Below are 16,593 nucleotides of genomic sequence, written 5' to 3'. Positions count from 1 at the left end.
GACAATGGAATGGCCCCTTTTGCCCGCCTTACGAATTAACGGCGGCCGTAGCTCTGTTCGTTCCAGCGCAGCTCTTGGCGGAACTGGCGGATTGTTGTGTTGTTGTCGATCACGACAACCTCGATGCCGAGCATATCTGCCCAATCAACAAGCTGATCCGTCGTTACTACGTACGACAGCACCGTATGATGCGCGCCGCCTGCATAGATCCATGCTTCCGCCGAATCGCGAAGGGATGGACGCGGTTTCCACAATACGCGGGCAACCGGAAGCTTAGGCATATCCTTCTCTACCTTAACCGCGTCTACTTCGTTGATGATTAGACGGAAACGGTTGCCAAGGTCAACCAGGGAAGCGTTAACGGCTTCGCCTGCTTTACCGTCGAAGATAATACGCGCAGGATCGGCCTTGCCGCCGATTCCGAGCGGATGAACTTCAATGCGAGGCTTGCTCTCCGCAATGGTTGGACATACCTCAAGCATATGAGCGCCAAGAATCATCTCGTTGCCGTTTTCCAGATGGTACGTATAGTCCTCCATGAAGGACGTGCCAACATTGCCGGCCATCAGCTTCATAATGCGGGTAAGCGCCGCAGTCTTCCAGTCGCCTTCGCCGCCGAAGCCGTAACCTTGCTCCATCAGACGTTGAACGGCCAGACCCGGAAGCTGCTTCATGCCATGCAGATCCTCGAAGGTTGTTGTGAATGCCGTGTAACCTCCCGCTTGCAGGAAACGCTTCATGCCGAGCTCGATTTTTGCCTGCTCTTCAATAGCTGCCCAGGACGCGGCATTGTCGCGGACGCTGCTTGCAATCTCGTAACGTTCGCTGTATTCGTTCAGCAGCTCTTGTACTTCCGCATCGCTGACTTCGTTCATGCTGGCAACCAGGTCGCCGATGCCGTAGCCGTCAATCTGCCAGCCAAGCTGGATTTGCGCTTCGACTTTATCGCCTTCCGTTACCGCTACTTGACGCATGTTATCGCCGAATCTCGCGATCTTCAGATTCTTGCTCTCCATGGACGCTGCAGCGGAATTCATCCAAGCGCCGATGCGGGATTGAACCTCGCCATCCTGCCAATGTCCGGTAACCACCTTGCGGTCCACTCCGAGACGGGCAAAAATATGGCCGAACTCGCGGTCGCCGTGAGCCGACTGGTTCGTGTTCATAAAGTCCATGTCAATGGAATCCCAAGGAATATCGCGGTTATATTGGGTATGCAAATGCAGAAGCGGCTTGCGGAGCTCGGAAAGCCCTCTGATCCACATTTTCGCCGGCGAGAAGGTATGCATCCACGCAATAACGCCCGCGCAATTTGAATCCGCTTTCGCTTCGATGCAAACTTTGTAAATTTCCTCCGGCGTTGTCACTACCGGTTTGTATACAATCTCGAAAGGAAGGTTAGAAGCTTCGTTTAATCCTGCGGTAATGCTTTGCGAATGCACGGCAACCTCTTCGAGCGTCTCTGGACCGTACAAATGCTGACTGCCTGTCACAAACCAAAATTGATAGGGTTTAATGGATAACACCATAATTCCTCCTAGCTGGAATGAATTTGTACGTACATGGTCGAAAAACCAAACCAAAATAGAGGATAAGTTGTACGTACAACTTATCCTCTATACTACTCCGAACATGCCCGGATTTCAATATGCATTTTGATATTTTTTTGCTTTTATAACTTATCCATACGATAGGTGTATCCGCAAAACTTACATTTAAACAATACTCCGTCTTCCCCTACGGTATAAGTCAAGCGGTCATCATCTTCCAGCTCGATGAATTCTCTTCCCGCTTCGTCGCGGTCTCCGGTTGCAAAAAGTCCTGTTTTATTGCCGCATTCGCATTCAAAAGTCAAAACCATTCGTTCTTATCACCTTTCCTAAATATTTCTATAATATTAGTAACATTCTCATATTAAGCTTGACAATGATACGATTTGTATCATAAATTACTATTAGTGAGTGTAACATATCGCTTGAATGATAACCAATGTGAGGAGCGAATGACCTTGACGATGGGAGATCGCCTGAAGGAGCTGCGCCGCGAGCGAAGCTTATCGCAAGAAATAGTTGCACAATCCATCGGAATAACGCGATCCGCTTACAGCCACTACGAGATCAACAACCGGCAGCCCGTGTACGAAACCTTGATTAAGCTTGCCGCTTTTTTCGAGGTCACCACCGATTTTATCATCGATGGCGATACGCGCGGCACAGAGCCTCAGGTTGCGGCAGATACGGTTGAAATTATCCGTCTGCTCAATACCATGGACGAAGACAAACGCAGGGAATCCATTGACAAAATGTTGGACGCTATCCGGGAGTCTTAATTAGCCGCTGTTCACTTTGACTAGCGGCTACTAAGCCTCTTTCCCCTTGCAAGCGCCATCACCAGGCATACGATTACGAATCCGGCTGCGTAACCGCCAATAATGTCCGTGGCGTAATGCACGCTGAAATATAAACGCGACGCACCCATTAGTATGATCAATACAATGGCGATTATAGCCGTAATCCACTTAACCGTAAGGTTGATACCTCGATCCGCTAAAACCCAGGCCGCCGCCAGACTGTACATCACAATCGCCAGCATGGCATTGCCGCTGGGAAAGCTGGGCCCGTCTGCTTCAATTCCCCAGGCCATTGCCGGTCTTGCCCGGTCGAAGCCTGATTTCACGAGCGTATTCACCGCATAGGCCCCGGCTACCCCCGCAATTAGCAGAACCGCGCTCTTCCACCCCTGCTTCCAGGCAAACCATACCGCAAGCAAAAGCGTAATGGCAATAATGCCGACCGTTGAACCCAATGCTGTCATCGCCTTGAACAAATCGGTTAAGGTGCCGCTATGTATGCTTGCAAACCAATCCGCAACCGATTCATCCAGCTGCGAGGTCTCATGCCGCGAAGCCAGCATCGCAGCTGCGATAAAGATAATCAAACTTGCCGTTAAACCGATTAACCACCCTTGTTTTCGAATAATAAGTCCCTCCTAAAAAGAATTGTCACGCGCTTTTTGCGGCAATTCTTGCTTCGTAAGCAACAACCTAAAGAATTGTCACGCGCTTTTTGCGGCGATTCTTGCTTCGCAAGCATTCCTCTAATTGCTTCATCTGGTACGCTTCGTTATAATAGTCGAAGACTTCATTATAATACAACGAAAATTATACACCAAGGAAGGATCACTATAACATGTACGTAGCAGATAAATGGGTTGATTACGAGGTAATCGATACTGGGGCAGGAGACAAGCTTGAACGCTGGGGCCAATATATTCTCCGCCGTCCGGATCCTCAGATCATTTGGCCGATCGCCGATGAATCCGGTGCCTGGAAAAAAGCAGACGGACATTACCACCGCAGCTCCTCCGGAGGCGGGCAATGGCAATTCAAATCCAGCCTGCCGGAGCGCTGGACCATCGCTTACGGCGAGCTCAAATTCCACATTAAGCCGACCAACTTCAAGCATACCGGCTTGTTCCCCGAACAGGCGGTGAACTGGAGCTGGATGATGGACAAAATCCGTTCCGCAGGCCGTTCAATCCGCGTGCTGAACCTGTTCGCCTATTCCGGCGGAGCTACGGTTGCCGCGGCGGCAGCCGGCGCGGAAGTCGTGCACGTGGACGCTTCCAAAGGCATGGTGCAGTGGGCAAAAGAAAATGCGCAGCTGTCCGGCCTTGAAAGCGCCCCAATCCGGTATATTACGGATGACGTTTTCAAATTCGTGCAGCGCGAACAGCGCCGCGGCCGCCAATACGATGCGATCATCATGGATCCGCCTTCTTACGGACGCGGACCTAACGGAGAAACCTGGAAGCTGGAAGAGAACCTGTATCCGTTCCTGGAGTTCTGCACGACTATTCTTTCGGACAACCCGCTGTTCCTGCTGATCAACTCCTATACGACGGGCCTGTCTCCGACCGTGCTTCACAATTTGCTGCATACGACGATGAAGGGCAAATTCGGCGGCATGATCAACTGCGGCGAGATTGGCCTGCCGATCACGCAATCCGGCCTGCATTTGCCTTGCGGCATTCTCGGACGCTGGGAGTCGGAATAATGGCTGCCGGAAACGATGCAATTCAAATACCGGTATTGTATGAAGACAATCATATCATTGCCGTAGTCAAGCTCCCCGGTATTCCTTCCCAAGAGGACGAGACCGGGGATCCCGACATGCTTACGCTAATCAAACAGGATCTGAAAATCCGCCATAACAAGCCGGGGAATGTCTTCCTCGGCCTTGTTCACAGATTAGACCGGCCGGTTGGCGGCGCGATGCTGTTCGCAAAAACCTCCAAAGCGGCATCCCGCTTGTCCGAAGCCGTTAGAAGCCGGACCTTCGGCAAGACTTATGTGTGCGTTGTTCACGGCAAACCGGCAAAGCAGCAGGACCGTCTTCGCCATTACATCCGCAAAGACGCGAAACGCAATCAAGTAACCGTATTCAAGGAACCGGTAGCCGACGCAAAGGAAGCCATACTGGAGTACAAGGTATGCGCACAGGCCGGAGGTTACTCCCTGATCGCCGTTAAGCTGCATACGGGCAGACCGCATCAAATCAGGGCCCAAATGGCTTACATCGGCTGTCCGCTTGTCGCAGACCGCAAATACGGAGCTCCGGGCACGGCTTCCGTAACCGATATCGCCCTTTGGTCTACTTCGGTGGAAGCGCCTCATCCGGTTACGAAAGAGCTCCAATGCTTCCGCAGCATACCGTACGGTTCTCCCGCATGGTCCTGGTGGTCACGCGATCAGCTCGAGGAAGCATCCGGCATCTACCTTTAAGGAGGGATCCGCCCTTCATGCGCAGAATGCGAAGCAAGAAGCGCTTGACCATTCATTTCTTTCTCCTGCTGCTGTCGGCAGCAGGAATCTTGATTATCGTTTCGACAACTCTAAAGCAGGATTCGGTCAAACCGACTATCGTCTCGAATAGTCCTGAACCTTCCGCAGAGCCTGCAGCCACTCCGGACCCTACGTTTGTTCCAACCGCAGCCCCGGAGCCGACGCCAACGCCGGTGCCAACCCCGCGATACGATGAGGCCGTATGGATGGCCGTTGGCGACATTATGATGCACAAACCGGAGCTGCCCGGCGCGTATGACAGCAAGACGAAGACATACAACTTCAATTATTTCTTCGACGAAGTCAAACCAATCCTGCAGCAAGGCGATTGGGTTATGGCGAATCTGGAAACGCCGGTTGCCGGTCCTGCTTATGGCTACACGGGTTATCCAAGCTTTAACGCTCCGGTAGAGCTGCTGGACGCGCTGCAATATGCCGGGTTCAACATCTTGACCAACGCCAACAATCATTCGCTCGATAAAGGCGATAAAGCGCTGATGCTCACTTTGCAGCATCTCAAGGAATATCCTTTTGTTATCAAAGGCACGGCGGAATCCCAGGAAGAAGCGGATACTCCCGTCATCGTCGAACATAACGGCATTAAGATGGGACTGCTTGCTTACACCTACGGAACGAACGGAATCCCGCTTCCGAAGGGCAAACCGTACGCCGTTTCCTTAATCGATGAGCAGAAGATGATAAACGATATCCACCGCCTGAAGAAGCTTGGCGCGGATTTCGTAACGATAGCCCTGCACTTCGGCATCGAATACCAGACAACGCCTAACGATGAACAGAAAAAGCTGGCCCGCAAGCTGGTAGCCGAAGGAGCGGATATTATTGCCGGCTCCCATCCCCATGTGATTCAACCGTACGAGGTACTTGATACGACCGACGCGAACGGACATAAAAGACAAGGACTCATTATTTATTCTATGGGCAATTTCATTTCCGCGCAGCGCGGCGATACAAAGGATTACGGCGTGATCTATAAAGTTACCGTACGAAAAAATAAATCCGACGGCTCTATCGAGCTATCGGATATCGAAGCAACTCCTACATGGGTACACCGTTACTTGTCGGGCAGCTATTACAAATACCGCATCCTGCCGGTAGAGCAGACGATTGCAGCCGCTAGCGACAGCTTGCTTACGTCGGACGACTACAACTCCATGAAACAAACGCTAAAGGTTCTTCGCAATCGTCTGCGGGCTATGTTAAACACGGATTCACGATAAAGCTAGTTAAGCGTTTGCGACTTTGCCCAGCAGATACACAAGAAGCTGCTGGTTATGGGAAGAAATACGGTCCAGCGAATCGCCAATAAGCTTGGAGCGGACCTCCGTTCCGCGCTGGGCCTCGCTTCTTCCTTTCTCCGATACGGATACCCACACAATCCTGCGGTCTTGATTGTCTCTTGTACGTACAATTAACTCGTTACGCTCCATTCGGTCGAGCAAGGTTGTAATGGCAGCAGGAGTCGTAGCAAGATACTGCAGAAGCTCAGAAGGCTTCATCGGCTCATGCCGCAGCAAAATATCAAGCACATTCAGTTGGCCTTCCGTCAGAGGCGCAAGCCCCTCTTCCAAACTATCCTTCCAATCTCTTGTCATCTTCATCCACAGACGAGTAAATTCTTCAGAAACCATATCAGCACCCGCTTCCTGTCCAATTTTCTCATTTATACCAATTATAACATTCGCTAATGTCGAATAAAAGGTTAACCCGATTAATAATTTGAGTCATTAATCGCGATAAAGTCGAACATTCTGACAACAGTAGACATACAATGGGCATAGGCATCTGACCAATTCGTCGAATCGATGCATGAAGGAGTGATCCCCTATGGATGACCAAAAAGCAGAAATCATTCGCAAGATAAAAGCCTACGGCATCATAAAAGACCCACAATGGCTTGACCGCCCGGATGAGCTGGTGCCAATGTGGGTCATGTTTGATGCGATCATTCGGTTGATTGAACGGTTTGATCCGCCTAACCGGCCTTATGACTGAGGAGATAAATCAGGTCTAATGAAGATCGTCGTGATAACATCGTTTTTCTCAATCGGCAGCAGGATGCGTCCAATGGACTTCCGGTCTTCAATCGGCGCTTTTTCCGACGACGCCGCAAGTTGGGCGCCTTGGGATGTAAGCGCTATAATGCCCAACTCTTCCTTGCAATACAAAGCTGCGACGAGAGCAGAGCCGTTTGGCTTCACGCGCTTGCCTTCTTTAAATTCGAAGGTTTGAACGCCTTTGCCGCCCCTTCCTTGAAGCGGATAGTCAAGCAGCAGCGTGCGTTTGGCATAACCCAAATCCGTCACGACCAGCACTTCGCCTTCGTCATCCGCAACCCATTCCGCCGCAATCAGCTCATCGTCTTCCCTTAGCTGCATGCCGCGTACGCCAGCCGCGACGCGTCCCATTGCATTTACTTCCTGTTCGCTGAATCGAATGCTCATGCCAAGCTTGCTCACCAGCAGCAGCTGCTTCGTTCCGTCGCTTAACATAACGCGGATAACCTCGTCTCCGTCCGCAACCTTGGCGGCTGCGATAGCGGTGGAACGGGTTGTCATGTATTCTTTAAGCTCCGTCCGTTTCACCTGCGCGCGTTTCGTTACAAATACAAGAGAAGCTCCCGGCATATTGAAATCTTTCACCGGAATAACGGCTACGATGGAGTCGTCTTTCGGAATCGGCACGATATTGACGACCGCCGTTCCCGTATCCTTCCATTTAAACTCCGGAATTTGATGCACGGGCAGCATGTAGTACTGGCCTTTGCGGGTGAACAGGAGCAGGTTGTCAATCGTGTTTACTTCGTAAACGCTGCTGATGGCGTCGCCTTCCTTCACTCCCGCCGTCTGCAGGTCGCCGCCCGAACGGGTGAAGGACAGCAGGCTGGTCCGCTTCATGTAGCCCTCTTCGCTAAGCGTAACAATTACGTCTTCGGATTGAACCATAACCTCCAGGTTCACCTTCAGCTCTTCTACTTCGCCGCGGATCGACGAACGGCGGTCGATGCCGAATTTGTCGCGGATTTCAATCAGCTCATCCTTGATCACGCCCAGAAGCTTTTTCTCGCTCTCGAGAATCGAACGCAGGTAGGCGATCTTTTTCTGCGTTTCTCTTAATTCCTTCTCCAGCGCCGTGATCTCAAGGTTCGTCAAACGGTACAGTTGGAGTGTGAGTATGGCATCCGCTTGACGCTCGCTGAAGTCATACTTCGCTACGAGATTGTTTTGCGCGTCGGCGCGGTTCTTGGAAGCCTTGATGGTCGCTATCACTTCGTCGAGAATATTCAACGCCTTTACGAGGCCTTCCACGACATGCGCACGCTCTTCGGCTTTCTCAAGCTCATATTTGGTCCGGTGAGTCACGACTTCCTTCTGATGGTCGATATACGCGCTTAGAATCTGCTTGATGCCAAGCTGCTGCGGCGCTTTGTTCACAATCGCAACCATGTTGAAGTTGTAAGTGACCTGCAGATCGGTTTTCTTCAGCAAATATGCCAATATACCGTTCGCATCCGCATCCTTCTTCAGCTCGACAACGATACGAAGCCCGTTGCGTCCGCTCTCGTCCCTAACCTCAGAGATCCCCTCTACCTTCTTCTCGAGACGGATATTTTCCATCGCGCTGACAAGACGGGATTTTACGACCTGATAAGGAATTTCCGTAATGGTAATTTGCTGGCGTCCGCCGCGGACATCCTCGATCTCGACCTTCGAGCGTATATAGATGCGGCCTTTGCCCGTCGTATAAGCCTCGCGGATTCCTTCCTCGCCCATGATAATGCCGCCGGTCGGGAAATCCGGGCCCTTCACGATGCCCATCAGCTCTTCGACGGTCATTTCCGGACGAGCCATGACGGCAATGCAAGCGTCGATCGTCTCGCGCAGGCTATGGGGCGGGATTTCCGTTGCGAAGCCTGCCGAAATCCCGCTTGTACCGTTCACCAACAGGTTCGGGTAACGTGAAGGCAAAACAACCGGCTCTTTTGTCGTATTATCGAAATTGTCCTTGAATTGGACGGTTCGTTTATCGATATCGCGCAAAATTTCCATGGCGATTGGCGACAAGCGCGCTTCGGTATAACGCATTGCCGCTGCCGGGTCATCATCCATCGAGCCCCAGTTGCCGTGTCCGTCGATCAGAACATGCCCCATCTTCCAAGGCTGCGCCATCCGCACCATGCCCTCATAGATGGAAGAATCGCCGTGAGGATGGTAGTTACCCATAACGTCCCCGACCGTTTTCGCCGATTTGCGGTATGGCTTGTCCGGGGTATTGTTCGAATCGTACATCGCATAAAGAATGCGGCGCTGAACGGGCTTAAGCCCGTCCCTTACGTCAGGAATCGCGCGGTCCTGAATAATGTATTTCGAATAACGGCCGAATCGGTCTCCGACGACCTCTTCCAAATAGGCCGGTAAAAACTGTTCAAGCATGCCCATGCCGTTACCTCCTATTCTACGTATTCTGTGAAGTCTACGTTCTCAATAATCCAACGCTTGCGCGGGTCAACCTTGTCGCCCATCAGGGCGGACACGCGGCGTTCCGCTTTTGCCGCATCCTCGATCTGCACCTGCAGCAGCGTCCGCGTCTCCGGATCCATCGTGGTCTCCCACAGCTGATCGGGATTCATCTCGCCAAGCCCTTTATAGCGCTGAAGCTCAAAGTTCTTGCCGAATTCCTTCAAATAATTTTGCAGCTGGTCATCCGTCCATGCATACCGGACCGTCTCCAGCTTGCCCGATTTGCGAGTGATCTTGTATAAAGGCGGCTGAGCGATATAGACGCGCCCGGTGTCGATCAGCGGTTTCATGTACCGATAGAAGAACGTCAGCAGCAGCACTTGGATATGCGCGCCGTCCGTATCCGCGTCGGTCATAATAATGATTTTGCTGTAATTGCATTCATCCGCGTCAAACTCCGGGCCAACGCCCGCTCCAATCGCGCTTATAATCGCTTTGTATTCCTCGTTCTTCAGAATATCCAGCAATTTCGCTTTTTCCGGGTTCATCGGCTTGCCCTTCAGCGGCAGAATAGCCTGATGCTTCGAGTCCCGGCCTTGCTTCGCCGAACCGCCGGCGGAATCCCCTTCGACGATAAACAGCTCGTTGCGCGAAAAATCCTTCGATTGCGCAGGCGTCAGCTTGCCGTTCAGATTGGAGCTTTCGCTCTTTTTCTTGCCGCTGCGGATTTCTTCGCGCGCTTTGCGCGCCGCTTCCCTCGCCTTGGAGGCTTGTACCGCCTTCTTCAGCAGCATTTGCGCGACCTGCGGATTCTCTTCCAGGAATACTTGCATTTTATCGGAGACGACGGCGTCCACCGCGCTGCGCGCCGAAGCGCTGCCCAGCTGATCCTTCGTCTGGCCGACGAATTCGACCTCGGACATCTTGATGTTAATGACCGACATCATGCCTTCGCGCAGGTCATTGCCTTCGAGATTTTTTTCCTTTTCTTTCAGGAGACCTGCCTTGCGGGCATATTCGTTCATCACCCGCGTGTACGCGGTTTTGAAACCGGTCTCATGCGTACCTCCGCCGCGTGTCGGGATGGAGTTTACGAAGGATGCGATCGTCTCGGTATAACCGTCGTTGTACTGAAGGGCAACCTCCACTTCAATCTCGTCCTTCTCCCCCGTGAAATGAACGACATCATGGAGAACGGTCTTGTCGTCGTTCAAATATTGCACGAACTGGCGGGCGCCGCCTTCGTAGTGGAAAATATCCTCTTTGCCGCTGCGGTCGTCCTTGATCGTAACCTTAAGGCCCGAGTTCAGGAACGCAATTTCCTGCAGACGCTCGGCCAGCGTATCGTAATTAAGCGAGGTGCCGCCCTGGAAGACGCGGCCGTCGGGCTTGAACGTTACCTTGGTGCCCGTCCGGTTCGTGTTCCCGGTAATCTCAAGCCCTGTCACCGGCTCGCCGACATGCTCCTTGCCTTTGTCGTCTACCCAGTATTCGAAGCGCATCTTATGTATTTTCCCGTCACGGAAAATTTCCACCTCAAGCCACTCGGACAATGCGTTTGTTACCGACGCGCCTACGCCGTGCAGACCGCCTGATTTCTTGTATCCTCCGCCGCCGAATTTGCCGCCCGCGTGCAGAATGGTGTAAACAACCTGCGGCGTCGGGATTCCTGTCTTGTGCATCCCTGTCGGAATGCCGCGCCCGTTATCCTGCACGGTAACCGCGCCATTCTTGTGCAGCGTGACGTCGATCGCCGTACAAAATTTCGCCAAATGCTCGTCCACGGCGTTATCGACGATTTCCCAGACCAGATGATGAAGGCCGGAGCTGCTCGTGCTGCCAATGTACATGCCCGGCCGTTTTCTGACAGCGGTCAAGCCTTCGAGCACTTGTATATCATCGGCCTCGTAATTCCGTTCCGGGGCCGCTGTTTTTGCGAAAAGATCTACTTGCTCTGCCATGGGTATGCCTCCTAAATTTTGCGAAGCTTCACGTTTCCATATCTTCAAGCTATTTTAATTCAACTTATCCCGATTAGTAAAGATACGAGTATTACGACTGTTATGAAGTTTGTGCCCTTATCAATATCGGTCCAAAGCGCTCGATGGATTAACAGAATAACATAAATTCGCGTCCCACGCTAAATTATTCATGCTCGTTATCGCCAAGTTCCATTCATGACTCGTCAAAAAAGGAGCGGCTCCTCCTTGTTGTCGCACAAGGGAAGCCGCCGCATAGATGTCTGCTCAATCGTACTGAATATGGAGTGATTCCGCCGCTTGGCGGGCCAGATCCCGGGCCTCGTCAACGCTGCCAGCCGAGGTCAAGGCAACCGCCATCCGGCGGCCGACTTTAGTCTCCGGCTTGCCAAAGACGCGCACCTGCGTATTCGGCAGAGCCAGCGCTTGTTCAACGCCGCCGATGCGGAAGGAAGCGGATTCCCTGTCCGCCTTCAGCGTATGGGTTGCCCCCGGCGTAAGCAGTCGGATCGTTGGAATCGGGAAGCCGAGAATGGCTCGAACATGCAGGGCGAACTCCGACAGATCCTGCGTCGCCATTGTGACCATGCCCGTGTCGTGCGGACGAGGAGATACTTCGCTGAACAGAACGCCGCCTTGGGTAATAAACAGCTCTACCCCGTACAGACCGTAGCCTCCAAGCTCGTCCGTAATGCGCAGTGCAATATCTTCCGCTTGCTTGACTTGCTCCGGAGTCATATGATGGGGCTGCCAGGACTCGATATAGTCCCCATCCTTCTGAACATGGCCGATTGGCGCGCAGAAGCTTGTCCCGGATACCGAACGGATCGTAAGAAGCGTAATTTCGGATTCGAACGTAATAAAGCCTTCCACGATAATCCGCGCTTTTTTCGCGCGGCCGCCTTCCATGGCATAATTCCAGCAGCCTTCGATGTCGGCTTCCGTCTTGCAGACGCTTTGCCCTTTGCCAGAAGAGCTCATAATCGGCTTGATTACGCATGGCAGACCAATCTCTTTGACAGCGGCCTTCAGCTCGTCAAGCGAATCCGCGAACAAATAAGGAGCCGTTGGCAGACCAAGCGTCTCGGCCGCCAGACGGCGAATGCCCTCGCGGTCCATCGTCAGACGGGCAGCGCGCGCGGTAGGGATAACATTAAAGCCTTCCTGCTCAAGCTCCAGCAGCGTTTCGGTAGCAATCGCTTCAATCTCCGGAACGATAAAGTCCGGCTTCTCGTCTTCGATAATCCGTCTGATTGCGGCACCGTCAAGCATATCCGTTACATGGCAACGATGGGCAACCTGCATCGCCGGCGCGTTCACATAGCGGTCAACCGCAATCGTCTCTACGCCAAGGCGCTGTGCCTCAAGCGCAACTTCCTTGCCAAGCTCGCCCGAGCCGAGCAGAAGAAGCTTGCGTGCATTCGTTGTCAATGGTGATCCATACATAATAAAAAAGAACCTCCCGGAAGAACCCAGCGACGAGCGAACGGAATATCCTTGTATTCCCCGAAGTCTGGTTTATTTTCTTCCATTGTGGAGGTTCTTTAACTAAAAATCAATACTAGGCCGACAAGAATCGATATTGGGCCTCGATAAGTCCGTTATAAACGCCGTTTTTCCCGATTAGGGCATCATGGTTGCCCTGCTCCACGATCCTGCCATGGTCCAGAACGATAATTTCGTCCGCATTGCGGATCGTAGACAGACGGTGGGCAATCATAAACGACGTACGTCCCTTCAGCAGCGTCTTCAGCGCCTCCTGAATCTTCAGCTCCGTCTCGGTATCGATGCTTGCCGTCGCTTCGTCCAGAATAAGCACGCGCGGATCGGCCAGCAAAGCGCGCGCGAAGGAAAGCAGCTGGCGCTGCCCCATCGACAGTACGTTCCCCCGCTCCTCGACCTCCGTATCGTAGCCGTCGGGCAGAGACATGATGAAATCATGCGCGTTAACGGCTTTGGCTGCCTCTACAATCTCGTTGTCCGTAGCGTCCAGGCGTCCGTAACGGATATTGTCGCGGATCGTGCCCGAGAAGATAAAGGTATCCTGCATGACGAGGCCTACTTGGGAACGAAGGCTGTCAAGCGTAATGTCGCGAATGTCTTGTCCGTCAATCCGCACAACGCCGGAAACCGGATCGTAGAAGCGGCAGAGCAGGTTAATGATCGTGCTTTTGCCGGAGCCGGTATGGCCAACAAGCGCTATGGACTGCCCGGCTTTAACGTTAATGCTGATCCCATGCAGCGCGGGCCGCCCTTTCTCGTATTCGAACACGATATTGTCGAAATGCACGTCGCCCCGGATGCTGGCAAGCGGCTTTGCGTATTCCAGCTCGCCAACCGTAGGCTCTTCGTCGATAAACTCGAAGATGCGCTCGGACGAAGCCATCGCGACAAGCAGCTGGTTATACACCTGGCCGAGACGGTTAATCGGATCCCAGAAGTTGCCGACATAGTTGGCAAAGCCAACGAGCAGACCAACGGTAATTTCCTGATGCTCAATCAGATAAGCGCCGTACCAGAACAAAATAAACGTGCCGATCGCCGAAGTTACTTCAATAACCGGGCCGAACGTCTGGTTAAGCGCGGATGCCTTATTCCAAGCCCTTACGTTAACGGCATTCATATTATCGAAGAAGCGCATGTTTTCTTTTTCCTGCACGTAAGCCTGCGTAATCTTCATCCCTTGAATGCTTTCGTTCAAGTGGGAGTTGATCCGCGACTGCTTCTTGCGCACGTCCTGCCAAGCGAAACGGATCCGCTTGCGGAGCGTGGACGAAACAAGGAACATGATCGGAACCGTAATCATCACGGCAAGACCAAGCTTAAAGTTCCAGATCAGCAGAATGATTACGATACCCAGGAGCTGCACGCAGTCCATGAGCGAGTTGACGACGCCGTTCGTGAACAAATCCTGCAGGGCGTTAACGTCGTTGGTTACCCGCACAAGCACGGAGCCCGCGGGACGCTTGTCGTAGAAACGGAACGACAGCTTCTGAATATGCTGGAATAGGTGATGGCGGAGGTCGTAAATAACCTTCTGCCCGATAATGTTCGTATACTTGATCCGATACTGGTTCGAGGCCCACTGGATAATAAACAGAGCCACCATAATGCCTGCAACCAGATAAAGCTTGCCGTAGCTCGTATGGCCGTTTTCCGGCTGAATAGCCTGGTCAATCGCCACAATGGTTAAGGCCGGAACGGTGAGCCTGGTGGCCGTGCCGATAATCATGGCGACGATAACCGGAATCAGCTGGCGCGTATACGGCTTCATATAGATGAACAAGCGCCGCATCTGCGCCCAGTTGAACGGTTTTTCGATCGCATCGTCATCCTGGTAAATAAACCGTTCCTTCTTCTCGCTTGCATTCTTGATCCTATCCTTCAGTTCCTTATTCGAACTGCTCATTGAACAACGCTCCTTTTCCGCTCCGGTACCGAAGAATCGAGGTTCGCAAGCGGCCGATCGGCATATTGAATATTATAAGTCTCGCGGTACGGGCCATGCTGGGCAACCAGCTCGTCATGCGTACCGCGCTGCACGATATGTCCTTTGTCCAATACGATAATTTCGTCGGCATGTCGGAGCGACGAGATCCGGTGCGCAATAATAAACGTAGTCCGACCGGCCATCAGCTCTTTGAAGCCGGCCTGGATCTCGTGTTCCGTCTCCATATCGACGGCGCTGGTCGCATCGTCGAGAATAAGAATGCGGGGATTGCGGATCAGTGCGCGGGCTATGGCGATACGCTGCTTCTGGCCGCCGGATAAGCCCATCCCTCTCTCCCCTACGATTGTTTCATAACCAAGCGGGAGCTCCATAATGAAATCATGGGCTTTCGCAAGCTTGGCTGCGCGGATAATTTGTTCGTCGGTTACATTTTTTTCCCCGTAGGCAATGTTGGTGCGGATCGATGCCGAGAACAGGAAGGTCTCCTGGAATACCGGCGCTATCTGGCTGCGCAGGCTTTGGACATCGAGATTCTGAATATCGATACCATCAAGGGTAACCCGGCCCGTTTTCACGTTATATGCTCTCATCATGAGCTGAATAATGGTGGATTTGCCCGAGCCCGTCGCCCCAAGCAGACCAACCACCTTGCCCGCCGGCGCGTCAATGTTAATGTTCGTGACCGCAGGCGTTTTGTCCGGATAATTGAAGGTCACGTTCTCAAAGCGGACATGGCCTCTTACCACCTCTTTATCCACTTCAACGGCGTTTTCGATGCTTTGGACATGGACATGCGTATTAAGCAGCTCCATAATCCGCTCGCCGGAAGCTTTGGACTGGGTATAGTTATTGATATGGAAGCCGATCCCCCACATTGGACCGATGATGTACCAAATCAAGCTGAAAAAGGCAACAAGCTCGCCGAGCGTTAAGGTACCGCGGATCACCATCGTGCCGCCCGCCAAGAGCAGGATGACGACGCTCAAGTTGGCGAGAAGCTCCATCGACGGGAAAAACTTCGCCCAAATCGAAGAGGCTCCAATCTGGTTTGCCTGGTATTGCTCGTTGCGCTTCGAAAATTTATCTACCTCATGAGGCTCGCGGGCAAAGGATTTGACCGTCCGCACGCCCGTAATGTTCTCCTGCACCGCCGTAGTCAGATTGCTCATCGCTTTACGCATCTCGCGGAAGGCCGGATGAATCCGGCTCTCGAAGCGGATCGCCGTGAAGGCAAGAAACGGAATCGTGACAAGCGTGATCAGCGTCAGCTTCCAGTCAATCGACATCATCATCGCCCCGCCGAACAAAATCATCAGCGCCACGTTCAGAATCTGCGCGAAGCCAAAGCCGATAAACTGGCGGATTGCTTCAAGGTCGGCCGTTAATCTGGACATCAAATCGCCTGTTTTCGCTTTATCGTAATATTGGAATGAAAGCGTTTGAAGTTTGTCGTAACAGGCGTTGCGCATGCGGAAGACCACCCGGTTGCCAAGCCTCCCGCCAAAAAATCCGTGCAGGAACTGCATGAAGCCCTTCAAGGTAACGACCCCTACGACGGAAAGAGCTAGCATCGGCACTTTGTCGAAGTCTTTCGGCTTGATCACATCGTCAATCAAGTAGCGCAGCAAATTCGGGTACACCAGGCCAAGGGCGGTCGCAAACATCAAACAAATAATGGATGACAGCAGGTACCTTCGCTCAACCCAATAAAACCGTTTCAATTGCCTAAAGACGTCCAAGTAAATCCATCTCCCCGTTCTTTATTTGTATAATTATGCAATGAATATTAGCAGTAACGGCGAGACCCGCGCAAACAGTAGATAATCACGTATATTTAGCTGA

General features: G+C 52.5%; 14 protein-coding genes. 5 read left to right on the top strand and 9 right to left on the bottom strand.

The features are described from left to right. Positions 1-35: 35 nt before the first annotated feature. The gene (gene araA, locus FHT67_RS06020) at positions 36-1,526 is read right to left on the bottom strand and encodes an L-arabinose isomerase (RefSeq protein WP_132304859.1); all 1,491 of its coding nucleotides are present in this window, start codon (positions 1,524-1,526) and stop codon (positions 36-38) included. 146 nt (positions 1,527-1,672) lie between these two features. Beyond that, positions 1,673-1,861, bottom strand: a complete 189-nt coding sequence (locus FHT67_RS06015; protein WP_132304857.1) for a hypothetical protein — start codon at positions 1,859-1,861, stop codon at positions 1,673-1,675. A gap of 141 nt (positions 1,862-2,002) precedes the next feature. On the opposite strand from FHT67_RS06015, the gene FHT67_RS06010 reads away from it, so the two are divergent. After that, positions 2,003-2,329 carry a helix-turn-helix transcriptional regulator gene (locus tag FHT67_RS06010; protein ID WP_132304855.1) on the top strand — a complete coding sequence of 109 codons (327 nt, stop codon included), beginning with the start codon at positions 2,003-2,005 and terminating at the stop codon, positions 2,327-2,329. A 20-nt stretch (positions 2,330-2,349) separates the two neighbouring features. On the opposite strand, the gene FHT67_RS06005 is transcribed toward FHT67_RS06010, so the two are convergent. Then, positions 2,350-2,937, bottom strand: coding sequence for a phosphatase PAP2 family protein (locus tag FHT67_RS06005; RefSeq protein ID WP_132304853.1), 588 nt, complete (start codon positions 2,935-2,937; stop codon positions 2,350-2,352). A 251-nt stretch (positions 2,938-3,188) separates the two neighbouring features. Here FHT67_RS06005 and FHT67_RS06000 point away from each other — a divergent pair, with 251 nt between their 5' ends. The 3 genes from FHT67_RS06000 to FHT67_RS05990 are packed head-to-tail and all read left to right on the top strand — an operon-like array spanning position 3,189 to position 6,081. Beyond that, entirely contained in the window at positions 3,189-4,055 is an 867-nt protein-coding gene (locus FHT67_RS06000) for a class I SAM-dependent methyltransferase (protein ID WP_167196360.1), read from the top strand. Further along, positions 4,055-4,783 (top strand): RluA family pseudouridine synthase, encoded by a 729-nt coding sequence (locus FHT67_RS05995; RefSeq protein ID WP_167196358.1) that lies wholly within the window; start codon positions 4,055-4,057, stop codon positions 4,781-4,783. Before FHT67_RS06000 ends, FHT67_RS05995 begins: the two co-directional genes overlap by 1 nt. 17 nt (positions 4,784-4,800) lie before the next feature. Beyond that, positions 4,801-6,081 carry a CapA family protein gene (locus tag FHT67_RS05990; protein ID WP_208403117.1) on the top strand — a complete coding sequence of 427 codons (1,281 nt, stop codon included), beginning with the start codon at positions 4,801-4,803 and terminating at the stop codon, positions 6,079-6,081. Positions 6,082-6,087: 6 nt separating this feature from the next. Here FHT67_RS05990 and FHT67_RS05985 read toward each other — a convergent pair whose 3' ends face one another. Further along, a complete protein-coding gene (locus FHT67_RS05985; RefSeq protein ID WP_132304847.1) occupies positions 6,088-6,492 on the bottom strand; it encodes a MarR family transcriptional regulator in 405 nt (134 codons plus the stop codon). A gap of 196 nt (positions 6,493-6,688) precedes the next feature. Here FHT67_RS05985 and FHT67_RS05980 point away from each other — a divergent pair, with 196 nt between their 5' ends. Further along, positions 6,689-6,856: a hypothetical protein gene (locus FHT67_RS05980; protein WP_164775626.1), complete on the top strand. Its 168-nt coding sequence runs from the start codon at positions 6,689-6,691 to the stop codon at positions 6,854-6,856. Here the strand turns inward: FHT67_RS05980 and parC are convergent. From parC to FHT67_RS05955, 5 genes are all read right to left on the bottom strand, one after another. Further along, a complete protein-coding gene (parC, locus tag FHT67_RS05975; protein ID WP_132304845.1) occupies positions 6,847-9,300 on the bottom strand; it encodes a DNA topoisomerase IV subunit A in 2,454 nt (817 codons plus the stop codon). The genes FHT67_RS05980 and parC overlap by 10 nt on opposite strands. A gap of 11 nt (positions 9,301-9,311) precedes the next feature. Then, on the bottom strand, positions 9,312-11,282 hold the full coding sequence (gene parE, locus FHT67_RS05970) for a DNA topoisomerase IV subunit B (RefSeq protein ID WP_132304843.1): 1,971 nt from the start codon (positions 11,280-11,282) through the stop codon (positions 9,312-9,314). Positions 11,283-11,567: 285 nt separating this feature from the next. Further along, entirely contained in the window at positions 11,568-12,746 is a 1,179-nt protein-coding gene (gene purT / locus FHT67_RS05965; RefSeq protein ID WP_132304841.1) for a formate-dependent phosphoribosylglycinamide formyltransferase, read from the bottom strand. A 115-nt stretch (positions 12,747-12,861) separates the two neighbouring features. Further along, a complete protein-coding gene (locus tag FHT67_RS05960; RefSeq protein WP_132304839.1) occupies positions 12,862-14,709 on the bottom strand; it encodes an ABC transporter ATP-binding protein in 1,848 nt (615 codons plus the stop codon). Beyond that, entirely contained in the window at positions 14,706-16,490 is a 1,785-nt protein-coding gene (locus FHT67_RS05955; protein WP_132304837.1) for an ABC transporter ATP-binding protein, read from the bottom strand. The genes FHT67_RS05960 and FHT67_RS05955 overlap by 4 nt, the downstream gene beginning before the upstream one ends. Between the last annotated feature and the right edge of the window lie 103 nt (positions 16,491-16,593).

The sequence above is a fragment of the Paenibacillus sp. BK720 genome (assembly GCF_011761545.1).
Taxonomy (GTDB): domain Bacteria; phylum Bacillota; class Bacilli; order Paenibacillales; family Paenibacillaceae; genus Pristimantibacillus.
The sequence above is the reverse complement of the archived record's forward strand: the minus strand, read 5'-3'. Positions and strand labels throughout refer to the sequence as shown.

Excerpts from the sequence above, each read along its gene's own strand:
- FHT67_RS06015 (WP_132304857.1), bottom strand. The coding sequence starts at position 1,861 with ATGGTTTTGACTTTTGAATGCGAATGCGGCAATAAAACAGGACTTTTT.
- FHT67_RS06010 (WP_132304855.1), top strand. The coding sequence starts at position 2,003 with ATGACCTTGACGATGGGAGATCGCCTGAAGGAGCTGCGCCGCGAGCGA.
- FHT67_RS06000 (WP_167196360.1), top strand. The coding sequence starts at position 3,189 with ATGTACGTAGCAGATAAATGGGTTGATTACGAGGTAATCGATACTGGG.
- FHT67_RS05995 (WP_167196358.1), top strand. The coding sequence starts at position 4,055 with ATGGCTGCCGGAAACGATGCAATTCAAATACCGGTATTGTATGAAGAC.
- FHT67_RS05990 (WP_208403117.1), top strand. The coding sequence starts at position 4,801 with ATGCGCAGAATGCGAAGCAAGAAGCGCTTGACCATTCATTTCTTTCTC.
- FHT67_RS05985 (WP_132304847.1), bottom strand. The coding sequence starts at position 6,492 with ATGGTTTCTGAAGAATTTACTCGTCTGTGGATGAAGATGACAAGAGAT.
- FHT67_RS05980 (WP_164775626.1), top strand. The coding sequence starts at position 6,689 with ATGGATGACCAAAAAGCAGAAATCATTCGCAAGATAAAAGCCTACGGC.
- parC (WP_132304845.1), bottom strand. The coding sequence starts at position 9,300 with ATGGGCATGCTTGAACAGTTTTTACCGGCCTATTTGGAAGAGGTCGTC.
- parE (WP_132304843.1), bottom strand. The coding sequence starts at position 11,282 with ATGGCAGAGCAAGTAGATCTTTTCGCAAAAACAGCGGCCCCGGAACGG.
- purT (WP_132304841.1), bottom strand. The coding sequence starts at position 12,746 with ATGTATGGATCACCATTGACAACGAATGCACGCAAGCTTCTTCTGCTC.
- FHT67_RS05960 (WP_132304839.1), bottom strand. The coding sequence starts at position 14,709 with ATGAGCAGTTCGAATAAGGAACTGAAGGATAGGATCAAGAATGCAAGC.